The organism is Pseudomonas fluorescens (assembly GCF_902498195.1).
GTDB lineage: Bacteria > Pseudomonadota > Gammaproteobacteria > Pseudomonadales > Pseudomonadaceae > Aquipseudomonas > Aquipseudomonas fluorescens_BU.
Genome location: NZ_CABVIY010000003.1, coordinates 857998 through 884901, shown reverse-complemented (window position 1 = coordinate 884901; position 26904 = coordinate 857998). Strand labels below are relative to the sequence as shown.

Below are 26904 nucleotides of genomic sequence, written 5' to 3'. Positions count from 1 at the left end.
TACAGGGAGTGGTGGACATATCCATTGCTGCGGTAACGGCGGCTTATGGTTTCGCCCTTACGGCGACTCCCTTTTCCAAACGCCGAAAAGGAAGCAAAAGGCTTTGCCCCACCACTCGGTGCCTCGCTTTGGCTCGGCATGCCCTCTCTCCGGCATTGCTCCGTGGGTCGCCGCGATGGGCCATCCCTGGCCCAGCGCGGCTAAACCGGCGTCCTGCCGGTTTACCCACGGAGCAATGCCTGCGTTCGGCCAGCGTGGTTTAACGGGGCGCCCCAGATCAAAAACCAAAGCGAGGCGGCCTTAAAGCCGACCTGACTTTGGCTGGTGTACGCGTTCCCCTGTGGGAGCGAGCTTGCTCGCGAAGGACGTTAACGATAACGCGACCTGTCTGGATGACCTCGGTGTCTGGACCACCTTCGCGAGCAGGCTCGCTCCCACAAGGGGATGTGTACGGAGCGAAAAGCAGGTCGGCTTTCAGGCCGCCTCGCTTTTGCTTTGGCTTTTGATCTTCTTGCCCCCTCGAGAGGCCGAGTGGAGGTTCTGCGCAGTGGGCAACCCGGCAGGACGCCGGGTTAGCCGCCCCCGGCCATGGATGGCCGATGGCGGCGGGCCCACGGAGCAGGACCGGAGCAAGGGTATGCCGAGCTCAAGCGAGGCACCGAACGCCAGGGGCAAGAGCCCTTGGTTACTTGGGGCTTTTCCAAGTGACTCGCCGTAAGGGCGAAACCCTAAGTCGCCGTTACCGCAGCAATGGATATGCACTCAGTCAACAAAAGACAGGTCGGCTATCAGGCCGCCTTCGCGAGCAGGCTCGCTCCCACAGGGGGGGTGGGTACATCCGCAAAAGCCAGCTCCAGACCGCTATGCCATTTGCGCCATTGCATAAGCCATTTGGACGATGTGTCACCCCGTCCGTGCGCCGACTATTGCCCTGGAGGCAACGCCCGATTCGATTGCCTCGCATGCCCTGGCGCCTGACAAGAACAAGAGGATTGGCCCTATGACTTGCCCTATGCACGCGTGCCCCGATCAGGAGCGTTGCTCATGCGCTCTGTGATCGGCTACCTGGTCTGCCTGGTGGTCGCCTTGACCATTGGCTACACCTTTTCCCCCAAGACTCCACCGCAAACCGAAGTGTTGGCCACGCGCCCGGACCGGGTGCAGATCAACGGCCTGCTCAACCTGGGTGCGCGGGTGGTCGCCGTGGGCGAGCGCGGCAGCATTCTGCTCAGCGACGACCAGGGCGTGAGTTGGCAGCCCGCCAGCGTCACCCCGCAACGGGAGGCCACCTTGACCGCCCTGGTCGCCCTGGACGCCAAGCGCCTGTTGGCGGTGGGGCATGACGGCCTGATCCTGCGCTCCACCGACGCCGGCAGCCATTGGCAGGAAATCCGCTACGACAGTGATCTGGGCGAGCCCCTGCTGGGGATCTGGAGCGGCGGTGGTGACAACGTCATGGCGTTCGGCAGCTTCGGCAAGTTCTATCAATCCCTGGACGGCGGGCAGACCTGGACCCCGCAAACCCTGGACATCGACAGCGCCCACCTGAACAGCATGGCCGGTGGCGACTATGGCCGGCGCATGCTGGTGGGCGAGCAGGGCCTGGTGCTGCGCACGACCGACGGCGGCCAGCACTGGCAAACCCTGCCGGCGTTCTACAGCGGCTCGCTGTTCGGCATCGTGCGCCTGAGCGCGGACAACTGGGTGACCTACGGCATGCGTGGGCACGTGTTCGTCAGCCACGATTTCGGCGACAGCTGGACGCCGATCAACGTCGGGAACCAGTTGCCGCTGTACGGGCATGCGCTGCTGCCCGATCACTCGGGGCTGGTGATCGTCGGCGCCGGCAGCTCGGTGGTGCGCCTGGATGCACAGGGCGCGCTGGTCGGTGTCGGGCGCCTGGCCGGGCTCGGCACATTGACCTCGGCGACGATGATTGGCTCGCGCCTGCTGGTCGGTGGCGAGCGCGGTGTATTGCAGGGATCAGGTGGCAGCGTGGCTGCCCTAGTGACCACTCAGGTCACCCGGTAAATGAGAGGCAGGCAATGAATCAAGGTAAACACTGGGTGACGCGTTGCGTCGAAACATGCGCCGACCATCTGATGGCCTGGCGCAAGGGACTGCTGTTGCTGTTTGTCCTGGTGACACTCGGCCTGGGCTACAGCGCTACCCACACTCAGCTGGATCCGGGGTTCAACAAACAGATCCCGGTGCGTCACGAATACATGGTCAATTTTCTCAAGTTCAGCCGCTATTTCACCGGCGCGAACCGCTTCCTGGTCAACGTGCGCTGGAAAGGCGAGGGTGACATCTATAACGCCGAGTACCTGGAGACCCTGCGCAAAGTCACCGACGATGTGTTTTTCATCTCCGGGGTCAGCCGCCCCAGCGTGACGTCGCTGTTCACCGCCAACGTGCGCTACATCGAAATCACCGAGGAAGGGTTCTTCGGCGACGTGGTGGTGCCACCGCGCTTCAGCGGCACCCACGAGGACCTGGCGCAGGTGCGCAGCAACACCGCGGCTTCCGGACAGGTCGGGCGCCTGGTGGCCAACGACCTGAAGTCGGCCATGGTCCGCGCCGACCTGCAAGACACCGACCCCAAGACCGGCCAGCCGGTGTCCTATGTCGAGATCGCCAAGCGCCTGGAAGAGATCCGCGCCCGGTACGACAGCCCCGACATCGAGATCAATATCGTCGGCTTCGCCAAGCTGGTGGGTGATGTGGTCGAAGGGCTGAACACGGTGATCGGTTTCTTCGTCGTGGCCTTTGTGATCACTGGCTTGCTGCTGTGGCTGTACTCGCGCTCCCTGCGCCTGACCGTGGTGGCGCTGCTGGTGGCGTTGCTGCCGGTGGTCTGGTTGCTGGGGCTGTTGCCGCTGCTGGGGTTGGGCATCGATCCGATGTCGATCCTGGTGCCATTCCTGATCTTCTCCATCGGCGTGTCCCATGCGGTGCAGATGACCAATGCCTGGAAGCAGGACGTGCTGGCCGGCGGCAGCTCCAAGGAGGCGGCGCGCTCGGCGTTCTGCAAGATCTTCATCCCAGGCTCCCTGGCCTTGCTGATGAATGCCCTGGGGTTCGCGGTGATCATGCTGATCGACATTCCCATCGTCCATGAACTGGGGGTGACGGCCTGCATCGGCGTGATGCTGATGATCATCACCAACAAACTGATGTTGCCGGTGATCATTTCCTATCTGCGCCTGGAGCCTGCGCTGTTGCGCCGGGCGCAATCGCGGCCGGCGGGCCGGCATCGCCTGTGGTGGCGACTGTCGGCGCTGGCCGAACCGGGGCCTGCCCTCGGCGTGTTCGCCATCAGCCTGGTGCTCCTGCTGGCCGGCGCCTGGAAGGCGCGCGACCTGGCGGTGGGCGATATCGGTGCCGGCGCGCCGGAGCTGCGGGCCGATTCGCGCTACAACCAGGACAACGGCAAGATCATCGGCAGCTATTCCATCGGGCTTGATGTGATGTCGGTGTTCGTCCAGGTCAAGGGCGTCGAGGAAGGCTGCCTGTCGCCCACCGTGATGCGAGCCGTGGAAGCGTTCGATTTCCGCATGCGCACGGTCACGGGCGTGCAGTCGATCCAGAGCGTGGCGGACATGGGCAAGCGGGTGATCGCCGGCAATAACGAAGGCAATCCGCGCTGGGCGGCGATCCCGGGTTCGCCCCGTGGCTTGAGCCAGGGTGCGCGGGCCTACATGCCGGATGACGGGCTGGTGACCGACGGCTGCCAGCAGATGCAGATCCTGGTGTTCCTGGCCGACCACGAAGGCAGCACCGTCAGCCATGCCATCAATGAAGCCCGACGGATCATTGCCGAGGTCGGCTCGCCGCAGGTGGAATTTCTCCTGGCCGGTGGCAATGTCGGGGTGATGGCGGCCTCCAACGAGGCGGTCAAGCGCGCCGAAATCATCATGCTGGGGGCACTATTCGGATCGGTGGCACTGTTTTGCTGGCTGACCTTCCTGTCGATCCGCGCGGTGTTGTGCATACTGGTGCCGCTGGCGATTGTCGCGATCCTGTGCAACGCGCTGATGACTTTGCTCGGGATCGGCTTGAAAGTCGCCACCTTGCCGGTCATGGCATTGGGGGTGGGTGTTGGCGTCGACTACGGCATTTACCTGTACGAACGCATCCAGCACGAAATGCTGCGCGGTTCCAGCCTGCGCGAGGCCTTCTACCAGGCCATGTGTCAACGTGGGACGGCCGCGGTCTTCACGGCGGTGACCATGTCCATCGGGGTCTGCACCTGGGCGTTCGCACCGCTGAAGTTCCAGGCGGACATGGGGGTGCTGCTGTCGTTCATGTTCCTGGTCAACGTGCTGGGGGCGATTTTCCTGCTGCCGGCGCTGGCGGCCTGGTTCAATCGCGGACGGCCGCTGGTCACCGTGCGGGCTCATCAGCCAGCGGCCACCCAGGGCCAGTTCCGGCTCAAGGGCAGCCCGGCGGCGCGTGAACCCGGTAGCGGGAAATAAACCCTGGCCGCCTATTGCGAGGCAGGCGGGCGATAGGGAAACTGATCCACGGGCAGTCTGAGCGGGCCCGTGGGCAACAAGCAGTCTAAGAGGGAGAACTCAGGTTCTCCCTGGCCGAAATTATAAAAATAACAAGGGAAGGGCACTGCCCTTACCCGAGCGAGGAAAGACTATGCAAGAGGTTGTATTGACCCCTGAAGCCCTGGCGAGCCTTGGCCTGGACCTCACCCGCTACAACCAGTTGGTGGGTGAGATCTATGAAGGCGCCCATGATCCGAAACTGATGGCCAGCGCCCTCAAAAGTTTCCTGGCACTCTACGATGCCAACTACGCCACCCTGATCCTGCGGGTGCCGGACCAACCGGACATGGGCGTGATGATCATGGCCGGCGATATTGAAGGCGCCGGCGATGTCAACTACATGGCTTATCCACGCACTAACACGCCGTTCGTCAACCAGCCGCCGGATCGAGTATTCACGGTCGATGACATCATGACGTCCACGGAGTGGGAGCACAGCGCCTACTTCAAGGCATTCTGCGGCCCTAACGACGTGTACCACGTGATGGGCGCCGACATTTCCACCCCGGACGGCGGCAAGTTGCGCTTTCGTATCACCCGGCCCAAGCGTTCCCCCAATTTTTCCGCCAACGAGCGGGCGCTGTGCGCCCTGTTCCTGCCGCACCTGCGCCGGGCCTCGCAGTTGCACAACCTGCTCGATCGCAGCGAGTCGTTGAGCGAGTTGTATTCCCAGGCCATCAGCCGCTTGTCGGTGGCCACCCTGGTGCTCGACGAGAGCGGCAGCGTGTTGCGCGTCAACCCGGTGGCCCAGGAAATCCTCGCCCGTTCCGACGGCCTGAAACTGGTGGGCGGGCGCCTGGAGGCGACTTATCCCAGCGACAACCGTGAGCTGCAACGCCTGATTCGCGCCGCGTTCATCCTGGACGCCCCGAAAAGCGCCGAGGCCATGTCGGTGACCCGTCCCTCGGGGCTGGTCAACCTCGGCGTGGTGGTGGAATCGATTCCGTCCCTGGACTGGGCCGAGGAGAAGGGCCAGCCGGCGGCGCTGGTGTACATCCGCGATGCGTCGAGCAAATCCCTGGCCAGCGAAGTGGTCACCAAGCAGCTGTTCAACCTGACCAAGGCCGAAACCGCCCTGGCCATGGAACTGGCCAATGGCTTGTCACTGGAGGAGGCGGCCGAGGTCTTGAACATCCGGCGCAACACCGCGCGGGCGCACCTGCGCTCGATCTTCTCCAAGACCGGCGTACGGCGCCAGACCGAGCTGGTGCGGATCATGCTCAACAGCGTGGTGGCCCTGGGCAAACCCAGGCTGGCGTTGAAAGTGCCGGAGAAAATCAAGGTGCCGCCGCCGCAACTGGCGGTGCCGATGTATCGCCAGGCCTGACCCTGCAAGTCAAGCCACGTTCCCACAGGTCATGCGCCCGCTTTAAAACGGCGCATGACCCGTGGGAGCGTGGCTTGCCCGCGAAGAACGATAACGCGCAATAACAGATGTACCCCGGCCCTTCCAGAACGGATCGCCCACCTCGCCGATTTTTAGTCCGCATAGACGATGCCGTCCCGCGATCCCCCTGCCGATACTGGGCGGACCTATCACGGAGAACCACTATGCCAATTACAGCCATCACCGGCAGCGCCTCGGGCATCGGCGCCGCCGTCGCCACCGCCATGCGCGCCGCCGGGCATCAGGTCATCGGTATCGACCGCAGCAACGCCGAAGTCAACGCCGACCTGTCCACCGCCCAAGGCCGCGACGCGGCCATTACGCAAGTGCTTGAACTCAGCGGAGGGGTGCTCGACGGACTGATCTGCTGCGCCGGGGTGGGCGTCACGGCACCCTCTTGCGGGCTGATCCTGGCGGTCAATTACTTTGGTGTCAGCCAGTTGCTGGACGGTCTGCAAGGCGCGTTGGCCAGGAGCCAACAACCGGCGGCGCTGGTGATCGGTTCAGTGTCGGCGACGCATTCGGGGCCCGACGGCCAGCCGATGGTCGACGCCATGATCGCGGGTGACGAAGCCCGGGCCCTGGAACTGGCCAATACCCTGGGCCATCCTCACGCGGCCTATGCCGCTTCGAAAAACGCCATCAGCGGCCATGTCCGCAACCTGGCCACGCGCTGGGGCAAGCAGGGCATGCGTCTGAACGTCGTAGCGCCGGGCGCGGTGGAAACCCCGTTGCACCAGGCGTCGCTGGACGATGCGCGCTTTGGCCAGGCGACCCGCGAATTCGTCGCGCCCCTGGGTCGCTCCGGGCGTCCGGATGAACTCGCCGCGGTGGTGGCTTTCCTGCAATCGCCGCAAGCCTCGTTTGTCCACGGCAGCGTGGTCTTCGTCGATGGCGGCATCGACGCCATGGTCCGTGCCCCGCGTTTCTGAAAGGAATCGACATGAACAAAGTGGCATTCATCACCGGCGCCAGCCGTGGTATTGGCCGCGAGGCGGCGCTGGCGTTTGCCCGCGCCGGTTTCGACCTGGCCATCAGCGCCCGCACCCTCAACGAGGGTGAGCAGCATGAACATGCCCTGCGCGACGCCACGGGGGCGCCGCTGGCCGGCAGCCTCAATGGCACCGCCCGGGCGCTGCGAGAACTCGGTTGCCGGGTGCTCGTGGTGCCCATGGACCTGCTCGACAGCGACTCGGCGCTGGCCGCCTGCCAGGCGGTGCTGGCCGAGTACGGGCGCATCGATGTGCTGATCAACAACGCGATCTACCAGGGCAGCGACCTCAACGCCGGTTTCATGGACCTGCAGGCCCAAACCCTGGAGCGGATGTTCCAGGGCTACATCCTCACACCGTTCCTGCTGACCCGGGCGGTGGCCGAACACATGGTCACGCGCGGTGGCGGGGTGGTGATCAACGTCACCTCCGGCGCCGGCGAAAGCGATCCACCGGTGGCGGCGGGCAAGGGCGGCTGGGGTTATGCCTACGGTGCGGGCAAGGCGGCGGTGTCGCGCTTGTCCGGGGTACTGAGCACGGAACTGGGCGAGGCCGGCGTTCGCGCCTACACCCTGAATCCGGGGGTGGTCACCACTGAAGCCCTGAAGGCCACCATCGGTGACAAGGGGTTGATCGCTTTGCGGTCCGGCAGCGCTCCGCCCCACGTGCCGGCGGCGGTGATGTTGTGGTTGGCTACTGCTGAACAGGCGCCCGGGTTTCAACGCAGGACCATTGCGGCTCAGCCGTTTGCGTTGGAGCATGGGATTGTTGCTGATTGGCGTTAGGCCAGTGATCGACTGTTTTTACCGTGTACATATCCATTGTTTTGGTAACGGCCACTTATGGTTTCGCCCTTACGGCGAGTCCCTTTTTCAAACGCCAAAAAGGAACCAAAAGGCTTTGCCCCACCACTCGGTGCCTCGCTAGGGCTCGGCATGCCCGAACGAAGGCATTGCTCCGTGGGTCGCCGCGATGGGCCATCCCTGGCCCAGCGCGGCTAAACCGGCGTCCTGCCGGTTTCCCCACTGCGCAATGCCTGCGTTCGGCCATCGTGGTTAATGGGGCACCCAAATCAAAAGCCAAAGCGAGGCGGCCTGACAGCCGACCTGATCTTCGCAGATCCCCCCAATCCCCTGTGGGAGCAAGCCTGCTGGCGATGGACGTCAACGATAACGCGCCCTGTCTGGATGAACGCGTTGCCTGGAAGTCCATCGCCAGCAGGCTGGCTCCCACAATGGGATCGACGACAAAAGTGCAATCAGGTCGGCTTTAAGGCCGCCTCGCTTTTGCTGTTGCTTTGGCTTTTGATTTTCTTGCCCCCTCGAGAGGCCGAGTGGAGGTTCTGCGCAGTGGGTAAACCGGCATGGATGCCGGTTTAGCCGCGCTGGGCCATGGATGGCCCATCGCGGCGGGCCCACGGAGCAGGACTGGAGCAAGGGCATGCCGAGCCACAGCGAGGCACCGAACGCCAGGGGCAAGAGCCCTTGGTTACTTGGGGCTTTTCCAAGTGACTCGCTGTAAGAGCGAAACCCTAAGTGGCCGTTACCGCAGCAATGGATATGTACACGGTAAAAAAAACCGTCAAACACAAATAAAGCCTTACCCCTGCCGCCGCTGGCGAGCCAGCGTCATGGCGGTGTCCTCGATCATGTCTTCCTGGCCACCGACCATCCCGCGTCGTCCCATCTCAACGAGAATCTCCCGGGCCGAGACGCCGTATTTCTTTTCGGCGCGCTTGGCGAACAGCAGGAACGAGCCGTAGACCCCGGCGTAGCCCATGGTCAGGGCGTCGCGGTCGCTGCGGATCGGGAAGTCCATGATCGGGACGACCAGATCTTCGGCCACGTCCTGGATGCCGAACACACTGACCCCGGTGTCGATGCCCATGCGGTCGCAGACCGCCACCAGCACTTCCATCGGCGTGTTACCGGCGCCGGCACCGAGCCCCGCGCAAGCAGCGTCGATACGGTTGGCCCCGGCGGCAATCGCGGCGATGGAGTTGGACACGCCCATCGACAGGTTGTGGTGGCCGTGAAAGCCGATTTCGGTTTCTGGCTTGAGGGCCGCGCGCATCGCTGCCACGCGGGCGCTGACGTCGTGGGGCAACAGATAGCCCGCCGAGTCGGTCAGGTAGATGCAGTTGGCGCCGTAGCTTTCCATCAACAAGCCTTGCTTGACCAGGCCTTCTGGACTGTTCATGTGGGCCATCATCAGGAAGCCGACGGTGTCCATGCCCAGGCCACGGGCGTGGGAAATGTGCTGTTCGCTGACATCGGCCTCGGTGCAGTGGGTGGCCACGCGAATGGTGTTGACCCCCAGCTCGTGGGCCATGGTCAGGTGGTCGACGGTGCCGATGCCCGGCAACAGCAGGGCCGAGACCTTGGCCTTTTTCATCAGCGGGATCACCGCCGACAGGTACTCCTCGTCGGTGTGGGCCGGGAAGCCGTAATTCACCGAACTGCCGCCCAGGCCGTCGCCATGGGTCACTTCGATCAGTGGCACGCCGGCGGCATCGAGGCCGCAGGCAATGTCTTTCATCTGTTGCAGGCTGATCTGGTGGCGCTTGGGGTGCATGCCGTCGCGCAGGCACATGTCGTGAACGGTGATGCTTTTGCCGCGAAGATCCATGGTGGGCTCCTTATGCGTGGGCGGTGGGGGCGGTGGCTTGCAGCACCAGCTCACCCTTGAGGATTTCCTCGGCGAACATCTCGGCGGTGCGCGCGGCGGCGGCGGTCATGATGTCGAGGTTGCCGGCGTACTTGGGCAGGTAATCGCCCAGGCCTTCGACCTCCATGAAGATCGACACCCGATTGCCGTCGAACACCGGGCCGTTGACCAGCTTGTAGCCGGGCACGTAGCGCTGCACTTGCTGGATCATGGCCTCGATGGCGGCGGTGATCGCCGGCTGGTCGGGCTCGCTGGCGGTCAGGCAGTGCACGGTGTCGCGCATGATCAGCGGCGGCTCGGCGGGGTTGATGATGATGATCGCCTTGCCTTTCTTCGCGCCGCCGACCTTTTCCACGGCGCTGGCGGTGGTGCGGGTGAATTCGTCGATGTTCTTGCGGGTGCCGGGGCCGACCGATTTGGAGGCAGCGGTGGCGATGATTTCGGCGTAGTCCACCGGTTGCACGCTGGACACCGCCGCCACCAGCGGGATGGTGGCCTGGCCGCCGCAGGTGACCATGTTGACGTTCATCACGCCCAGGCCCAATTGAGCCTTGAGGTTGACGGGCGGCACGCAATACGGGCCGATGGCGGCCGGCGTCAGGTCGATCATCAACACGCCCAGGGCATTGAGCTTGCGCGAGTTCTGCGCGTGCACGTAGGCCGAGGTGGCGTCGAAGGCGATCTGGATCTGATCGTCGAGGACGTGGGGCAGCAGGCCGTCGACCCCCTCGGCGGTGGTTTTCAGGCCCAGCTCGCGAGCCCGTGCCAGGCCTTCGGAGGTGGCGTCGATGCCGACCATCCACACCGGCTCCAGCACCTCGCTGCGCATCAGTTTGTACAGCAGGTCGGTGCCGATGTTGCCTGGCCCGATCAGCGCGCATTTGATTTTTTTGCTCATGGTTTTTTGGCTCCTGAAGAGGGAAGGGCGATCACGGGACAAAGCGCAGGCTGGCTTCGCCCAGTCCGCTCATGGACAGGCTGATACGGTCGCCGGCGACCACCGGCACCAGCGGCGCCAGGGCACCGGACAAAATGATTTCGCCACGGCGAAACGGAATGCCCAGCTCGCCCAGGGTATTGGCCAGCCAGGCCACCGCCGCGCAGGGATGGCCTTGCACCGCCGAGCCCAGGCCGGAACCTGCCGGCAGGCCGTTTTTCTGCATGTGCATCTGCACCGCGGCCAGGTCCAGCGAACGCGGGTCGACACGCGCTGTGCCGAGGGCAAACACGCCGCAGGAGGCGTTGTCGGCCACGGTGTCCTGGATGCGGATTTGCCAGTCGTCGATGCGCGAGTCGACGATCTCGAAACAGGGCACGACCCATTGGCTGGCGGCCAGCACGTCTTCGGCGCTGATGCCCGGGCCTTGCAAGTCTTCGCCGAGAATGAACGCGATCTCGCCTTCGGCCCTGGGCTGGATCAGGTTGTAGCGGGCCAGGCTGACATCGCTGCCATCCTCGACTTGCATGGCGTTGGTGAGGAAGCCGAAGTCCGGCTGGTGCACGTCGAGCATCTCCTGCACGGCGCGGCTGGTGACCCCGATTTTCTTGCCGATGACGCGCTCGCCGAGGGCCTCGCGGCGTTGCAGGAACTGCAGGGAAATGCCGTAGGCCTGCTCCAGGGTGATCTGCGGGTAGCGGCGGGTCAGGGGTGCCAGGGTCTGGCGGTTGCGCAGGGCATTGAACAGTTCGTCACCGAGCGCGTTGATCAAATGGGTGTCCATGCGAGGGCTCCAGTTGGATCGGAAAGTGGCAGAGGAAGAAAAAAGGCCCGCCCCAACGTAATCAAAGGCGAGCCCAAAGGAGTCGGTCAGCCGGGCCAGACCGAGGAGTCGGCGCCGCCGTCGACATCGATGACCTTGCCGGTTACCCAGGCCGACGCGGGGCTGGCCAGGTACAGCGCGGCGGCGGCGATGTCCTGTGGGGTGCCGAGGCATTTGAGCGGGGTGTTGTTTTCCATGACTTCGCGCATGGCGGCGGGCATGACCCCGCTCAGGGCTTCGGTCAGGGTGGGGCCGGGGGCGACGGCGTTGACCCGGATCTGCGGTGCAAAGTCCTGGGCCAGCAAGCGGGTCAGATGGCTGAGGGCCGCCTTGGCCGTGCCGTACGCGCTGAAATGGCGCTGGGCGTAACGCGCCGCCACCGAGCTGATATTGATGATGTTGCCGCCACCGGCCTCGCGCATCAGCGGCACGCACAGCTGGCAGAAGGCGTAGGTGGTGGCGACGTTGAAGTTCAGCACCTGGGCGAACTGTTCCGGCGTCATGGCCAGCGGATCGTTGGGACCGCCGCCACCGACGTTGTTCACCAGGTGGGTGATACGGCCCATGTGCTCCAGGCTCTGGCGCACCAGCGCCTGGCGTTGCTCGTCATCATTGACGTCACAGGCGATCGCCAGGGCGCGCCGGCCCAGGCCGCGAACTTCTTCGGCCACCGCCTGTACCTCGTCCAGCGAACGTGCCGAACACACCACGTCGGCGCCGGCCTCGGCATACGCCAAGGCTATCGCCCGGCCAATACCGCGACCACTGCCGGTGACGATGGCGACGCTGCCGTGCATCTGGAAACGCTGCAAAATACTCATGGGCCCTTGCTCCGTGGGGTCTGTGCTTTGGATGGGTCAACTATCGCCGTGGGGGGCGGGCGGGGCATCGTCTCAATGGACTAGCGAGGCGCGGGGGTTGGTGGTGGTGGTGGTGGTGGTGGTGGTGGTGGTGTACATATCCGTTTCTTCGGTAACGGCGACTTAGGGTTTCGCCCTTACGGCGAGTTACTTGGAAAAGCCCCAAGTAACCAAGGGCTCTTGCCCCTGGCGTTCGGTGCCTCGCTCTGGCTCGGCATACCCTCGTTCCGGTCCTGCTCCGTGGGTCGCCGCGATGGGCCGTCCCTGGCCCAGCGCGGCTAAACCGGCGTCCTGCCGGTTTACCCACTGCGCAGAACTTCCACTCGGCCTTACGAGGGGGCAAGAAGATCAAAAGCCAGAGCCAAAGCAAAAGCGAGGCGGCCTTAAAGCCGACCTGCTTTCCCGGATGTACGCGTTCCCCTGTAGGAGCGAGCATGCTCGCGATGAACGCCCAGACACCGCAATCATTCAGACAGCGCGCGTTATCGTTGACGTCCATCGCGAGCAGGGCTCGCTCCTACAGGGGATTGCGTACACCAGCCAACGTCAGGTCGGCTATCAGGCCGCCTCGCTTTTGCTTTGGATTTTGATCTGAGCGCCCCGTTAAACCACGATGGCCGAACGCAGGCAGTGCTCCGTGGGTAAACCGGCAGGACGCCGGTTTAGCCGCGCTGGGCCAGGGACGGCCCATCGCGGCGACCCACGGAGCAATGCCTTCGATCGGGCATGCCGAGCCCTAGCGAGGCACCGAGTGGTGGGGCAAGAGCCCTTTGCTTCCTTTGGGGCTTTTCCAAAGGGAGTCGCCGTAAGGGCGAAACCATAAGCCGCCGTGACCGCAGCAACGGATATACACCCCATCCAGAAGCAAGTCCCCTAGTCCGCTTTGACGATGAATCATTCCCCACTCAATCCGATCATCCCTCCTGACTCGCGCAGTGGCGCAATAAGACCGGGAGAATTGAGTGATGCACAGCATGCGAGAAAAGACCCAGGACGAACGTGATCTGCTTGACCGTGCACGCCGCCTGGTGCCGGCACTCAAGGCGCGCACGGAGCAGGCCGACAAGGACTTGAAGGTGCCTGAGGAAAGCGTCGCCGAGCTACAGGCCGCCGGCCTGCTGCGAGCCTTGCAGCCACGGGCGTTCGGGGGTTATGAAGTGGACCCGCGCACGTTCTTCGAAATCCAGACCATCCTCGCCGAGGGTTGCATGTCCACCGCCTGGATCTACGGCGTGATGGGTGTTCACCCCTGGCAACTGGCGCGCTACCCGATCGAGGCCCAGCGCGAAGTCTGGGCCGATGACCACAGCGCGTTGATCTGCTCGACTTATATGCCCGCGGCCAGGGTCACGGTGGTCGAGGGCGGTTACCGGATCAGCGGGCGCTGGGGTTTTTCCAGTGGCAGCGAACACTGCCAGTGGGCGTTCCTCGGCGGCATCCTGCCTCCCGATGGCGATCTGGCCGCCGAGCACGGGACCTTCCTGCTGCCGCGCCACGACTACCGGATCGAGCGTAACTGGGACGTGCTGGGCCTGCGCGGCACCGGTAGCCATGACATCGTGGTCGAGGACGTGTTCGTCCCGGCCCACCGCGTGCAACGCACCAATAACTGGACCCTGGAAGCGACGCCGGGGCGCCTGGTCAACACCAACCCGATCTACGCGATCCCGTTCGCCCAGGTGTTCTCCCGCGCCGTCTCGACCTCGGCCATTGGCGCGCTGCAAGGGGCGATCAACGAGTTCCGCGACAATGCCGCCAAACACATCGGCAAGCACGGCGCCCGTACCGCCGACGATCCGGTGGCGCAAACCGCGGTGGCCGAAGCGATGATCACCGTCGACAGCCTGCGCCTGGTGCTGGAACGCAACTACGAGCACCTGATGAGCCTGGCCCGCGCCGGTGAATACCCGGATACCGAGACCCGCCTGCTGTATCGCTACCAGTCGGCCTACGTGACCAACATCTGCGCCGAACGGGTCAACGACCTGCTGCGCAGCATGGCCGCCTCGGGTTTGTACAACACCAATCCGGTGGCGCGATTGTTCCGCGACCTGCACCAGGCACGCGGGCACATCGCCAACAACTACATGGCCTACGGGCGCAGCTACGGCGCGGTGATGCTCGGCCTGCCCAACCCGGACCCTTACGTCTGAGGCCATGGCACCGGTTTCGACACCCCTGGGTTTACACCTGCCCGTGAAACGCGGGCAGGTGGTCATGAGTACCTGAGCTATGAACAATTATCTTGCCCTGCGCGTGGCGCGCGTGATCGAGGAAACGGCCGATGCCCGTTCCCTGGTGTTCGACGTGCCGGAGCATTTGGGCGAACGCTTGCGCTATCAACCTGGCCAGTTCCTGACCTTGCGCGTGCCCTTCGAGGGCGGCTGGCTGCCCCGTTGTTATTCCTTGTCCAGCACGCCGTTGCTGGATGAGCCGTTGCGGGTAACGGTCAAGCGCGTGCATCAGGGGCGCGCGTCCAACTGGCTGTGCGGCGAGTTGCAGGCCGGCCAGTTCCTGGAGGTGCTGCCGCCCGCCGGGGTGTTTGTACCCCGCAGCCTGGACGGTGACTTGTTGCTGTTCGGTGGCGGCAGTGGCGTGACGCCGGTGCTGTCGATCCTGCGTTCGGCACTGCTCGCCGGGACCGGCCGGATCCTGCTGATCTACGCCAACCGCGATGAGGCCTCGGTGATCTTCAAGGAAGACCTCAAGGCCCTGGCCAGCGCGCACCCGCAACGCCTGCAAATCGTCCATTGGCTCGATTCGGTGCAGGGCATTCCGGCAGTCGGGCAACTGGCCGAACTGGCGCGGCCATTCATCGATGCCCAGGCCTTCATCTGCGGGCCGGGCCCCTTCATGGACGCGGCCGTCAGCGCGCTCAAGGGCCTGGGCATGCCGGATAAACGGGTGCATGTCGAGCGTTTCGTCTCGCTGCCCGGCGAAGGCGAACAACTGCCGGTGGCCTCTAGCGAAGCGGCAATGGCCGCGCAACTGGCGGTGCGCCTGGACGGCGAGGATCACCAGCTGAGCTGCGACAGTGGCGAAACCGTGCTGGCCGCCATGGAGCGTGCCGGCCTCAACCCGCCCAGTGCCTGTCGCGTCGGCGGCTGCGCGTCGTGCATGTGCACGCTGGAAAGCGGCGATGTCGAGTTGCTGCACAACGACGCACTGGATGCAGGCGACCTGGCCGAAGGCTGGATTCTGGCCTGTCAGGCCGTGCCCACCAGCGCGCAATTGCGCATCCGCTTTCCCGAATGACGAGCCCGAGCCTACGATGAATCAGAGCCTGAACCCTGCCGCGCCGCTGAGCGCCGCCCCCGCCACCCTGGCCCAACTGGTCTTGAGCAGTGCCCAGCGCTTTGCCGGGCGCACGGCCATCGAGGAAAACGGCCAGTGCATCGATTACGCCCAATTGCCCGAGCGGGTCATGGGGTTCGCCAAGGGCTTGATGGCCCTGGGGATCCAGGCCGGTGACCGGGTCGGTATCTGGGCACCGAACAGCACCGACTGGATTCTCGCGGCGCTGGGCATTCAATGCGCCGGTGCCGTGCTGGTGCCGATCAACACGCGGATGAAAGGGCTTGAAGCCGCCGATGTGCTGGAGCGTAGCGGCTGCCGGCTGTTGTTTGTCCAGCAGCGTTTTCTCGAGGTCGACTACCCGGCGCTGCTCGCGCCCCATCGGCCGGCCAGCCTCGAACACCTGGTGACGATCGAGGGCGACACGCCGGCGCTGACTTCGGACCTGACACTTGCCCAATTCCTGCGCGGCGCCGCGACCGTCGATGCCGAGAGCGCCACGCGCCGGGCCATGGCGGTGGGCCCCGAGGCCATGTGCGACCTGTTGTTTACGTCCGGCACCACCGGCAAACCCAAGGGCGTGATGAGCGGTCATGGCCAGAACCTGCGGGCCTTCACCGAATACGTCCGGGTGATCGGCCTGGTGCCGGGCGACCGCTACCTGATCGTCAACCCGTTCTTCCACGCCTTCGGCTACAAGGCCGGATGGCTGACCTGCCTGATCGGCGGGGCGACCATCCTGCCCCATGCGGTATTCGACCCAGAACAGGTGTTCCAGCGCATCGCCCGCGAACGCATCAGCGTATTGCCCGGCGCGCCGACCCTGTACCTGTCGCTGCTGGCCCACCCGCGGCTCAGGCAGACCGACCTGTCGAGCCTGCGCATCGCGGTGACCGGCTCGGCGAGCATTCCGCCGAGCCTGATCGAACGCATGCGCAACGAGCTGGGGTTTGCCGTGGTCACCACCGCCTATGGCCTGACCGAATGTGGCGGCCTGGCAACCATCTGCGATCCCCAGGACTCGGCGCACGTGATCGCCAGCACCAGCGGCCGGCCGATTGCCGGCACCGAAGTGAGCATCCGCGACCCGCAGAACCAGGCGCTGGCGCAGGGGCAAACCGGGGAGATCTGCCTGCGCGGCTTCCATGTGATGCAGGGGTACTTCCAGAACCCCGAAGCGACCCGCGAAGCCATCGACGCCGACCACTGGCTGCACACCGGCGATGTCGGGCGGCTGGACGAGGCGGGCAACCTGATCATCACCGATCGCCTGAAAGACATGTTCATCGTCGGCGGTTTCAACTGCTACCCGGCGGAAATCGAAGCGGCGCTGATCCGCCACCCGGCGATTGCCCAGGTGGCGGTGATCGGTATCGCCGACGAGCGCATGGGCGAGGTCGGGTGTGCCTGTGTGGTGCTGCGCGAAGGGGCACAACTGGACGAGGCGCAACTGATCGCCTGGAGCCGCGAGCAGATGGCCAATTACAAGGTGCCGCGCCAGGTGCGCTTCTTCAGCGCCTTGCCACTCAACCCGTCGAGCAAGGTGGCGAAGAACGAACTGCGTGCACGGGTGGCCGACAGCGCGCCGGCCTGAAGCGCGCATCTCACCAAATGGACGATGTGCACGGCAGCGGTTTTTTTCATGCTGCGGTGACACCAGCAGAAAACAACAACAAAAAGGAGAGGAGCATGTTCACGCGAAACCTTGTTGCGCGTCATTCGGGGAACCCGATCGGCGGTCGCTGCCTGTTGGCCACGGCCATCGCCGTCGGCAGTGCCACGGCCAGTGCGGCACCGACGATCGAACTGGGGGAAAACACCACGCTGGATTCGTCGCTGACGGTCAACTACACCGCTTCCATGCGTACCGCCAAGCAGGCCAGTCAATACCTCATCGACCCGAACAACGACGACGGCACGCGCAACTTCAAGCGCGGCTCCTTGATCAACAATCGCCTGAGCCTGTTCGGCGAGTTGCAGCTCAAGCACGACAACCTCGGCGCGGTGGTGCGCGGCAGTCAGTTCTATGACGATGCCTACAACCAGCGCAACGCCAACGACTCGCCGCAGACGGTGAACAAGGTCGGGCACAACGATGGCTTCAGCGACGAAACCCGTCGCCTGAGTGGCAGCACGGCACGGCTGCTCGATGCCTATGTGTACGGCAACTTCGATGTCGGCGAAACCCAGTACCTGTCGCTCAAGGCCGGGCGGCACCTGGTGGCCTGGGGCGAGAGCCTGTTCTGGCCCAATATCAGCCAGGGCCAGGCCCCGGTGGATGCCACCAAATTCAACGTGCCGGGCACCGAGGCCAAGGATTCGTACCTGCCGGTGGGGCAGGTGTCCGGGTCGTGGTCGCTGAACGAAAACCTGGCGCTGGTGGGTTACTACCAGTACGAATGGGAAAAGACCCAGCTCAACCCGGTGGGTGACTATTTCGGCAGTGACACCTTCGGGCCCGGCGCCGAATTCTTTCGCCTGGGCAGCGGGGTGGTCGACCGCCTGCCCAACGGCCTGGCGGTCGGCTACGCCGGCGAGAAAGACGCCAGCGACAGCGGCCAGTGGGGCCTGGGCGTGCGCTACCGGATCACCGAAAACACCGAAGTGGGGCTGTTCCACTACCGCTACAACGAGCGCATCGGCTCGATGTTCTTCGACTTCACCGGCACCACCCAATATTCGTCGCTCAAGGGCATCGGGCATGACGGCACCGCGCCGTCCTATCGCCTGGGCTACTTCGAGGACGTCAAGCTCACGGGGGTCAGCTTCAGCTCCAAGGTCGGCGATTCGGTGCAGTACGCCGGTGACCTGAGCTACCGCGATGGCGCCTCGGTCTACCTGAACAACGGCGCGCCGACCACCGGGCAGATCTGGCAGGGCAACCTCAACGCCATGTACATCCTGGGCCCAAGCCTGCTGGCCCAACAGACCACCTTCATGGCTGAAGTGGTGCATCAACACATCGCCGGGGTCGACAGCCTGACGATCACCGGCGGCGGCACGGGGGTGGACGGCACTTTCGACACGTTCGAGTCGGCGACCCAGACCCGTGGCTCGACCTTGCTGGGCATGGGGGCCTACATGGATTACCCGTCCATCGCCACCGGCCTGGACCTGAGCACCAAAGTGGTCTGGACCCAGAACGTCGACGGCAGCGCCTATCAGGGCCTGGGCCGGGACGAGAAGCGCCTGACCGTGGGCGGCGACTTCAAGTACCTGGGTAACTTCCAGGTCGGCATGACCTATGTCGCTTACTTGAGTTCGCCGGATGTCGCCCAGGGCCGGTTGCTGGCCGACCGCGATTACCTGTCGTTCAACGCTAAGTACACCTTCTGATGAACCCGGCTGCGCTGCGATGTGGCGGCGCAGCCCTGATTTTTTAGCCTGATAACAATAAAGAGAGGCCTGTCATGACCCCCCGTCCGACCCAGTCACCGTTCAGCCCCATCGCGATTGGCCCGCTGACCCTGAAAAACCGCTTTATCAAGTCCGCCACCAACGAGGGCATGAGTGCCCAGGGCGTGCCTTCCAAACAGTTGGTCAAGCTGCACTCGGCCCTGGCCGAGGGCGGCATCGCCCTGACGACCGTGGCCTATTGCGCGGTGAGCAGCGATGGCCGCACCTTGCCCAACCAGTTGACCTTGACCCAGTCGAGCCTGCCGCACTTCAAGGCCCTGACCGACGGCGTGCACCAGGCCGGTGGCCTGGCCAGCGCACAGATCACCCATGGCGGCTGCTTCACGTTTATCCGCGAACGCTCGACCAAACGTCCGCTGTCGGCCAGCGGCGGCTTCAACAAGATCGGCATGATGAGCGGGATGTTCCTCAAGCAGGCGATGAACGAAGCCGACATGCAGCAGGTGGTGCGCGACTTCGCCCAAGGCGCGCGCCTGGCACGCCAGGCGGGTTTCGATGCGGTGGAGATCCACATGGGCCACGGCTACCTGCTCAGCCAGTTCATTTCGCCGATGTACAACAAGCGCCGCGACCAGTACGGCGGCAGCCTGGAAAACCGCCTGCGCTTTCCGCGCCGGGTCCTGCGGGCGGTGCTGGAGGCGGTCGGCCAGGAAATGGCGGTGATCTGCAAATACAGCGTCACCGAAGGCGTGCGCGCCGGCAACAGCGCCGAGGACGGGGCCAGGATCGCCCGCATGCTGGAGGAGGAGGGCGCGCACTTGCTGGTGCTCAGCGCCGGGATGAACGCCGAGTCGATCACCACCATGTTCGGCTCCTCCTTCCCCAAGGAAAACCGGGTGCAGCAGAAGAACAAGATCATCGCCCTGGCGATGGCCATCCAGCGCCGCAAGGAGCCGACCGTGGAGTTCCGCGAGCTGTACCTGCTGGAACATGCGCGCAAGGTACGAGCGGCGGTGAAGATGCCCCTGGCTTACCTGGGCGGCGCCAAGAGCCTGGCGAGCATCGAGCAGATCATGGCCGAAGGGTTTGACCTGGTCGCGATGGGGCGGGTGTTGCTGGCCGAGCCGGACTACGTCAACAAGCTCGCCAGCGGCGCCAGCCGTGACTCGATCTGCACCGCTTGTAATCGCTGTGTGGCGATGATGTACACCCCGGGTGGCACTTCCTGCGTATTGGGAAAACCGGGGGATGCGGAGTTGAATCGGCAGCCGGCGGCGGGGCGGTGATTGCGGCCGGCTGCGGGCGTAGTTTGGGATTGGGTGTATATCCGTTGTTTATGTGATGGCGACTTAAGGTTTCGCCCTTACGGCGAGTTACTTGGAAGCACGGAACGCCGCCCGGCCCCAAGTAACCAAGGGCTCTTGCCCCTGTCGTTCGGTGCCTCGCTCCGGTCCTGCTCCGTGGGGCAAGAAGATCAAAAGCCAGATCAAAATCAAAAGCGAGGCGGCCTTAAAGCCGACCTGATTGCAGGTCTGTCGGCGATCTCATTGTGGGAGCCAGCCTGCTGGCGATGGACTTCCAGGCAACGCGTTCATCCAGACAGGGCGCGTTATCGTTGACGTCCATCGCCAGCAGGCTGGCTCCCACAGGGTTTAGGTACATTCTGAAAAGTCAGGTCGGCTATCAGGCCGCCTCGCTTTGGCTTTTGATCTGGGCGCCCCGTTAGACCACGCTGGCCCATCGCGGCGTGCCCTGTAGGAGCGAGCCTGCTCGCGAAAAACCTGAGAGCACCGCGGGGTGTCAGGCTCCCCGCGTCATCGTTGACGACCATCGCGAGCCTGCTCGCTCCTACAGGCTCTTCCAAGTGACCCGCCTTAAGGGCGGAACCAAATCCCATCCCCCACAGCTTCGACTCAAACCGCCAGCTGAACAAAAAACGCCGCGACTGTCGCAAAAACGACCTGTTTACGCTGAACACGAACCTTCGTCAGTTTTCTGTTGAACGAGTGTTCAGCTTGGACTATGTTCGTTCCACCTTCTCTCCCGGCTGGTTGCGGGCTTGCGTTTCTTCATTTTGAACGAGGCAATGGCATGCGGTTTTCACCCTTTGTTGAGCGGATCTCAGGTCAAGGCGTTGCCGCCTGGGATATTCATTACGCGGCGTATGAAGCTCGACGCCGTGGCGAGGATGTGATCATTCTCAGTGTCGGTGACCCTGATTTCCCGACGCCCGACTTCATCACCGATGCCGCCATCCACGCGCTGCGCGAAGGTGACACCCACTACACCGAAATTGCCGGGCGCCTGGCCTTGCGCGAAGCCATTGCCGCGCGCTACGGCAAGCTGTTCGACCGCGAGCTGCAAGCCGACAACGTGATCGCCGTGGCCGGCGCGCAGAATGCGCTGTTCGCCACCTCGCTGTGCCTGCTCAGTGCCGGCGACGAGGTGATTGCCCTCGACCCGATGTACGTGACCTACGAAGCCACACTCAAGGCCTCCGGTGCCACCCTGGTACGGGTGCCGTGCTCGGCGGATGACGATTTCCGCCTCGATGCCGCCGTGCTGGCCAAGGCCATCACCCCACGGACCCGGGCGATTTTCCTGTCCAACCCGAATAACCCCACCGGCGTGGTGCTCAACCGCGAAGAGCTGCAAGCCCTCGCCGATCTGGCCATCGCCCACGACCTGTGGGTGGTGATCGACGAAGTCTATGAAAGCCTGACGTTCGAACGCGAACACCTGAGCCTGGCGGCCTTGCCGGGCATGGCCGAGCGCTGTGTGACGATCGGCAGCCTGTCCAAATCCCACGCCATGACCGGCTGGCGCATCGGCTGGATCGTCGCGGATCCCGCGCTGATCGCCCATGCCGAAACCCTGGTGCTGAGCATGCTTTACGGCTTGCCGGGGTTTGTCATGGAGGCCGCGCTCAAGGCTGTGCAGTCCCATGACGAAGTGAGCCACGGCATGCGCGACATCTATCGCCGTCGTCGTGACCTGGTGGTGGCGGGGCTGGCCGATTGCCCGGGCATTGCCGTGCTCAAGCCCGACGCCGGCATGTTCGTGCTGATCGATGTACGCGGCACCGGACTGACGTCGCTGGAGTTCGCCTGGCGCCTGTTGCGCGAGGCGCGGGTGTCGGTGCTGGACGCCGCAGCCTTCGGCGAACCGGCCCAGGGGTTTGTGCGGTTGTCCTTCACCCTCGGCGAAGAACGGCTGGCCGAGGCGTGCCGGCGTATCCGCGATTTTGTCCTGGTGCTCAAGGGCGAAGCGCGCGTGCTGGTCAAAAACCCGGTTATCAGCCGCGTGACCAGTGAAACGACAGTCGCACCCAGTGCGGCCAGGACCATGATCGAGGTCGAAAAACTGCACAAGCGCTTTGGCAATATCGAAGTGCTCAAGGGCGTATCCCTGACCGCCCGAGAAGGCGAGGTGATCTCGCTGATCGGCGCCAGCGGCTCGGGCAAAAGTACGCTGCTGCGCTGCATCAACATGCTCGAAGTGCCGGACCAGGGGCGCATTCTGGTAGACGGCGAAAGCATTCACCTGAACCAGAATCGTCCCGGCGCACCGCTGGTATCCGATGCCAAACAGCTGGTACGCATCAGGTCGAGCCTGGGCATGGTGTTCCAGAACTTCAACCTCTGGCCCCATCGCACGGTGCTGGAAAACCTCATTGAAGCGCCGACCCAGGTCCTGCGTGAAAGCAAGGCCGAAGCCACTGAACGGGCCGAAGCCTTGCTCGAACGCGTGGGGCTGGCGGCCAAGCGCAACGAATACCCGGCGTTTCTTTCCGGGGGACAGCAACAACGGGTGGCCATCGCCCGGGCCCTGGCCATGCGGCCCAAGGTCATGCTGTTCGATGAACCCACCTCGGCACTCGACCCGGAACTGGTCGGCGAAGTGCTGCGGGTGATCCGCTCGCTCGCCGAGGAAGGCCGGACCATGATCCTGGTGACCCATGAGATGGCCTTTGCACGCGATGTGTCTTCCAAGGTCGCCTTCCTCCATCAAGGCCTGATCGAGGAAACCGGTTCGCCGGACGAAGTGTTCGTACACCCACGCAGCGAGCGTTGCCGGCAGTTCGTCAACGCTCATCAGACTCGCTAATAACATCATAAAAAGACGGGGCAACATCATGGGAAATCGACGTTTGGCAAACTGGTTCACCGGCGCGGCCTGCTTGATGCTGGCCGGGATGAGCGCGGCACAGGCACAACCCATCCGATTCGCGGTCGCCGCCGAACCCTATCCGCCGTACACCGAGAAACAGGCAAACGGTGAGTGGAAGGGTTTTGAAGTCGACCTGATCAAAAAGCTGTGCAGCGAAATGAAAGCCGAGTGCGAGATCAAGGAAGTGGCGTGGGACGGGATCATTCCGTCGCTGCTGGCGAAGAAGATCGACGTGATTTTCTCCTCGATGTCAGTGACCGAAGAACGGGAAAAACAGATCGCCTTCAGCAAGGCCTACTACGACTCGGTGATCGCCATCGTCGGTCCCAAAGAGGCTTCCGTTAAAAAATACCCGGACGACCTCAAGGGCAAGACCATCGGCGTGCAGAACTCGACGGTCAGCGCCAGCTACCTGAAGACCTACTACGAAAAAATTGCCGACGTTAAGTATTACGACACCCAGGACTCGGCCAACGCCGACCTGATTGCCGGGCGCATCGACCTGATGATGGCCGACGGCACGGCCATGGCAGCCTTCGTCAAGACCCCGGACGCCAAAGACCTGGCCTACCTCGGCGCCGTGCCGTACGACCCGATCTTCGGCAAAGGCGTGGGCGCCGGCCTGCGCAAGGACGACACCGAACTCAAGGCGAAGCTCGACAAGGCGATCCAGGAACTGCTGGCGAGCAAGGACTACGACGACCTGTCCCAGAGCTACTTCGGTACCAGCGTGAAGCCGACGTTCTAGTGGGTTGAATGCAAATCCCTGTGGGAGCGGGCTTGCTCGCGAATGCGGACTGACATTCAACATGGGTGTCGACTGACACAGCGCTTTCGCGAGCATGCTCGCGCCTACAGGGGTCGGTGGTGCTCTGACTGGAGACTGAAATGCCAGCAATGTTCGAGATGATTGGTTTCAGCGAACAAGGATGGGGTGCAGCGCTGCTCAAGGGGCTCTGGATGACCCTGCAGATATCGGCCGGGGCCTTTGTGGTCGGGCTGGCCATCGGCCTGGTGGTGGCGTGCCTGAAGCTGGGCGCACCCAAACCCATCGCCGCGCTGGCCCGTGGCTACACCACGCTGTTCCGGGCGGTGCCGGAACTGTTGCTGATTCTGCTGCTGTATTACGTCGGTTCCATGCTGCTCAACTCGCTGATGGCCTCGCTGGGTTACGGCGTGCTGAATGTCAGCGGCCCGCTGGCGGCCATCGTGGTGCTGGGGCTGGTGCAGGGCGCGTACGCCTCGGAGATTTTCCGCGCGGCGATCCAGGCCATTCCCTATGGCCAGATCGAAGCGGCCAAAGCCTTCGGCCTGCATGGCTTCGGGCTGTTCCGCCGCGTCACGCTGCCGATCATGGCGCCCTACGCGATGGCAGGGATGGCCAACCTGTGGATCAACCTGATCAAGGACAGCGCCTTGATCAGCGTGGTCGGCACCAACGAGCTGCTGTACACCGCCAAGCAAGGCGCGGGCTCGACGCGTCACTACCTGTTGTTCTACCTCACCGCTGCCGCGCTGTACTACGCGGTGACGCTGGTATCCAACTATTTGTCGGGACGGCTGGAGCGACGCATTCGTCGCTGGATGCCTCTTGCTGACTAAACCGGCTGAGTAAATGAAATGATTCCAGCGTGGACCATTGAATACGCGTCGCTGTTGCTGCGGGGGCTGCAAACGACCATCGCCATCCTGTTGATTTCCAGCGTGCTGGGATTCGTCCTGGCGATAGGGGTGGCATTGGCGCGCATCTCGAAGAACAAGCTGATCGCCAAGGTCAGCCTGTTCTATACCAGCGTGACGCGCGGCACACCCCTGCTGATCCAGATCTACATTTTCTACTATGGCCTGGGCAGCCTGTTTGCGCAGTTTCCGTTGATTCGCGGCAGTTTTCTCTGGCCGTACCTGCGCGATGGCTACTGGTACATCGTCTTCGCCCTGGTGATTTCGGTGGGCGCCTACGTCGGCGAAGTGATTCGCGGCGGCCTGCTGGCGGTGCCCAAGGGTGAGATGGAAGCCGCCTCGGCGTTTGGCATGACCCCGCGCCAGGCGTTGTTGCGGGTCCGTTTGCCCCGTGCGCTGCGCCTGCTGCTGCCGACCCTGGCCGGTGAAACCGTGATGCTGCTCAAATCCACGGCGCTGGCCTCGACCATCGCGGTCATCGACCTGTTGGGGGCGGCCAACGTGGTGCGGGCGCAAACCCTGCAAGTGTATGAGCCGTTGCTGCTGGTGGCCGGGGTGTATGTCTGCCTGACGTTCCTGATCGAAGCCTTGTTCGCCTTTGCCGAGCGGCGGGGAACTCCAGTGCGCAGGTCCGCCTGATGAACAAGACTCAGGTTGACCGCTCGCTGCAAGGCATAGGCCTGTGCACCCTGGGCTACGCGTTCCTGTCGTTGCAGGACGCCGGCATCAAGTGGCTGGTGGCCGATTATTCGGTGTTCACCATCCTGTTCTGGCGCGCGCTGGTGGTGGTGTTCGTGGTGCTGTTGGCCGGCCGCACGCAATTGATCCAGCGTGCGTGGCGCTCGCCGAGCAGACGCTTGCTGGTGGTGCGCGGTCTGCTGTCGATCGCCGCGTGGCTGCTGTACTACACCGCGGCCCGCGACCTGACCCTGGCGGAAATGACCACGTTGTATTTTTCCGCGCCGATCATGGTCACGGTGCTGGCAACGGCGATTCTCAAGGAACGTGTCACCGGCTGGCAGTGGTTCGCCCTGATCCTCGGCTTTATCGGTGTGGTGATTGCCTGTCGCCCCACCCACATGACCGAGCCGCTGCCGATTGTACTGACGCTGCTGGCGGCGATGTTCTGGGCGTTTACCTACATCCAGCTGCGTCAGGTGGACGACCAGACCTCGGTGCTGGAACAGATGCTGATCACCAACGTGGTGTTCGTCATCTGCATGGTGGTGGCATTGCCCTGGACCCACACCCCGACGCCGATGCCCGCGTGGCTGGGCATGCTCGGCGCCGGTTTGATGGGCGGTGCCGGGCAGTTCCTGCTGTTCGCCAGTTTCCGGCGCGCCACGGCGACCGTACTGGCGCCGTTCGAGTACACCGGGCTGATCTGGGCGTTCCTGCTGTCGAGCCTGATCTGGGGCACGCTGATGGATGTGTCGCTGATGATCGGCGCGGGCCTGATCGCGGTCAGCGGCACCCTGGCGATGATCTTCGGCCGGCATGCCTCACAGGACGTCGTCGGTGCCGAATGCTCCGTGTCGCAGTCCCTTTATCCAGCAACGGCAGATGTGGAGGCCGTTGGCGGGGCTGAAGGTCTCGGGGTTCAGGCACCACTCGATCCAGAGGCCGTCGAGCATCGCCGATAGACCGATGGCGGCGAGGCGGGTGTCGTGGATCACGAACCCTTCGCTGGCCGCCAGGTCGTCGAGCAACTGGCGTAGCAGGTCGAGGTAGGCGCCGTAGCTTTTTTCGTGGGACTGGCTGACGTGTTCGGAGTGGCGGATCAGGCTCCAGAACACCACCCAGGCCCCCAGCAGTTGCGGGTCCATGACCCGCGGAGAAAACGAACCGACCAGGAACGCATCCATCTTCTGCGCCGGGGTGCCGACTTGCCGGATTTCGTGGAGCAGGGCGGCGGTGAGTTCGCTGGCGAGCTTCTGGTAGGTGTCGGCGATCAACGCGTCGATGCTGCCGAAATGATGATTGAGCAGGCCCACCGACACCCCGGCCTCGGTGGCGATGCGCCGCACGGAAATCCCGGCATGGCCGTCGCGCACCAGGCAACGCAAGGTCGCGGCAACCAGCAGTTCACGGCGCTCATCGGGTTCGGCACGTCGGTTTTTCGGGGTGGTGGTCACAGGGAATTCCTTGGGATGGTTCCACGTTGCCGAGCTTAGTTGA

The 26904-nt window shown here is 63.9% G+C and carries 19 protein-coding genes and 1 pseudogene; 15 read left to right on the top strand and 5 right to left on the bottom strand.

Annotated features, from left to right (window positions below; all coding sequences use genetic code 11):
• The first annotated feature begins 1044 nt into the window (after positions 1-1044).
• The 5 genes from F8N66_RS14965 (at position 1045) to F8N66_RS14945 (ending at position 7723) form a co-directional block, all read left to right on the top strand.
• Positions 1045-2031 (top strand): WD40/YVTN/BNR-like repeat-containing protein, encoded by a 987-nt coding sequence (locus F8N66_RS14965; protein WP_150770894.1) that lies wholly within the window; start codon positions 1045-1047, stop codon positions 2029-2031.
• A 14-nt stretch (positions 2032-2045) separates the two neighbouring features.
• The gene (locus F8N66_RS14960; RefSeq protein WP_150770893.1) at positions 2046-4478 is read left to right on the top strand and encodes an efflux RND transporter permease subunit; all 2433 of its coding nucleotides are present in this window, start codon (positions 2046-2048) and stop codon (positions 4476-4478) included.
• A 172-nt stretch (positions 4479-4650) separates the two neighbouring features.
• Positions 4651-5886 carry a helix-turn-helix transcriptional regulator gene (locus tag F8N66_RS14955; protein WP_150770892.1) on the top strand — a complete coding sequence of 412 codons (1236 nt, stop codon included), beginning with the start codon at positions 4651-4653 and terminating at the stop codon, positions 5884-5886.
• A 224-nt stretch (positions 5887-6110) separates the two neighbouring features.
• Positions 6111-6878: an SDR family oxidoreductase gene (locus F8N66_RS14950; RefSeq protein ID WP_150770891.1), complete on the top strand. Its 768-nt coding sequence runs from the start codon at positions 6111-6113 to the stop codon at positions 6876-6878.
• 11 nt (positions 6879-6889) lie between these two features.
• Entirely contained in the window at positions 6890-7723 is an 834-nt protein-coding gene (locus F8N66_RS14945) for an SDR family NAD(P)-dependent oxidoreductase (protein ID WP_150770890.1), read from the top strand.
• Positions 7724-8537: 814 nt separating this feature from the next.
• Here the strand turns inward: F8N66_RS14945 and dmpG are convergent.
• The 4 genes from dmpG to F8N66_RS14925 all read right to left on the bottom strand — a co-directional run bounded on the left by dmpG (position 8538) and on the right by F8N66_RS14925 (position 12186).
• Positions 8538-9566: a 4-hydroxy-2-oxovalerate aldolase gene (gene dmpG / locus F8N66_RS14940; protein WP_150770889.1), complete on the bottom strand. Its 1029-nt coding sequence runs from the start codon at positions 9564-9566 to the stop codon at positions 8538-8540.
• Between the two features lie 10 nt (positions 9567-9576).
• Positions 9577-10503 carry an acetaldehyde dehydrogenase (acetylating) gene (locus tag F8N66_RS14935; protein WP_150770888.1) on the bottom strand — a complete coding sequence of 309 codons (927 nt, stop codon included), beginning with the start codon at positions 10501-10503 and terminating at the stop codon, positions 9577-9579.
• A 31-nt stretch (positions 10504-10534) separates the two neighbouring features.
• Positions 10535-11326, bottom strand: a complete 792-nt coding sequence (locus F8N66_RS14930; protein WP_150770887.1) for a fumarylacetoacetate hydrolase family protein — start codon at positions 11324-11326, stop codon at positions 10535-10537.
• Positions 11327-11412: 86 nt separating this feature from the next.
• Positions 11413-12186, bottom strand: a complete 774-nt coding sequence (locus F8N66_RS14925; RefSeq protein ID WP_150770886.1) for a glucose 1-dehydrogenase — start codon at positions 12184-12186, stop codon at positions 11413-11415.
• 1004 nt (positions 12187-13190) lie between these two features.
• On the opposite strand from F8N66_RS14925, the gene F8N66_RS14915 reads away from it, so the two are divergent.
• The 10 genes from F8N66_RS14915 (at position 13191) to F8N66_RS31765 (ending at position 26369) form a co-directional block, all read left to right on the top strand.
• Entirely contained in the window at positions 13191-14378 is a 1188-nt protein-coding gene (locus tag F8N66_RS14915; RefSeq protein ID WP_150770885.1) for an acyl-CoA dehydrogenase family protein, read from the top strand.
• A 79-nt stretch (positions 14379-14457) separates the two neighbouring features.
• Positions 14458-15480: a ferredoxin--NADP reductase gene (locus F8N66_RS14910; protein WP_150770884.1), complete on the top strand. Its 1023-nt coding sequence runs from the start codon at positions 14458-14460 to the stop codon at positions 15478-15480.
• A gap of 16 nt (positions 15481-15496) precedes the next feature.
• Entirely contained in the window at positions 15497-17113 is a 1617-nt protein-coding gene (locus tag F8N66_RS14905) for a FadD3 family acyl-CoA ligase (protein WP_150770883.1), read from the top strand.
• 95 nt (positions 17114-17208) lie between these two features.
• Positions 17209-18855 (top strand): DUF1302 domain-containing protein, encoded by a 1647-nt coding sequence (locus F8N66_RS14900; RefSeq protein WP_150770882.1) that lies wholly within the window; start codon positions 17209-17211, stop codon positions 18853-18855.
• 74 nt (positions 18856-18929) lie between these two features.
• Positions 18930-20162: an NADH:flavin oxidoreductase gene (locus tag F8N66_RS14895; protein ID WP_150770881.1), complete on the top strand. Its 1233-nt coding sequence runs from the start codon at positions 18930-18932 to the stop codon at positions 20160-20162.
• A gap of 805 nt (positions 20163-20967) precedes the next feature.
• Positions 20968-22983, top strand: coding sequence for an aminotransferase class I/II-fold pyridoxal phosphate-dependent enzyme (locus tag F8N66_RS32005; protein WP_150770879.1), 2016 nt, complete (start codon positions 20968-20970; stop codon positions 22981-22983).
• Positions 22984-23011: 28 nt separating this feature from the next.
• Complete coding sequence (locus F8N66_RS14880; protein ID WP_150770878.1) at positions 23012-23794, top strand: transporter substrate-binding domain-containing protein; 783 nt, start codon at positions 23012-23014, stop codon at positions 23792-23794.
• 140 nt (positions 23795-23934) lie between these two features.
• Positions 23935-24648 (top strand): ABC transporter permease, encoded by a 714-nt coding sequence (locus tag F8N66_RS14870; protein WP_150770877.1) that lies wholly within the window; start codon positions 23935-23937, stop codon positions 24646-24648.
• Positions 24649-24666: 18 nt separating this feature from the next.
• Positions 24667-25365 carry an ABC transporter permease gene (locus F8N66_RS14865; protein WP_150770876.1) on the top strand — a complete coding sequence of 233 codons (699 nt, stop codon included), beginning with the start codon at positions 24667-24669 and terminating at the stop codon, positions 25363-25365.
• A complete protein-coding gene (locus F8N66_RS31765; RefSeq protein WP_150770875.1) occupies positions 25365-26369 on the top strand; it encodes a DMT family transporter in 1005 nt (334 codons plus the stop codon). Before F8N66_RS14865 ends, F8N66_RS31765 begins: the two co-directional genes overlap by 1 nt.
• Here the strand turns inward: F8N66_RS31765 and F8N66_RS14855 are convergent.
• Positions 26325-26753: pseudogene (locus tag F8N66_RS14855) on the bottom strand (TetR family transcriptional regulator C-terminal domain-containing protein); the annotation flags it as partial. The gene F8N66_RS31765 and the pseudogene F8N66_RS14855 sit on opposite strands and share 45 nt — an antisense overlap.
• Positions 26754-26904 lie beyond the last annotated feature (151 nt).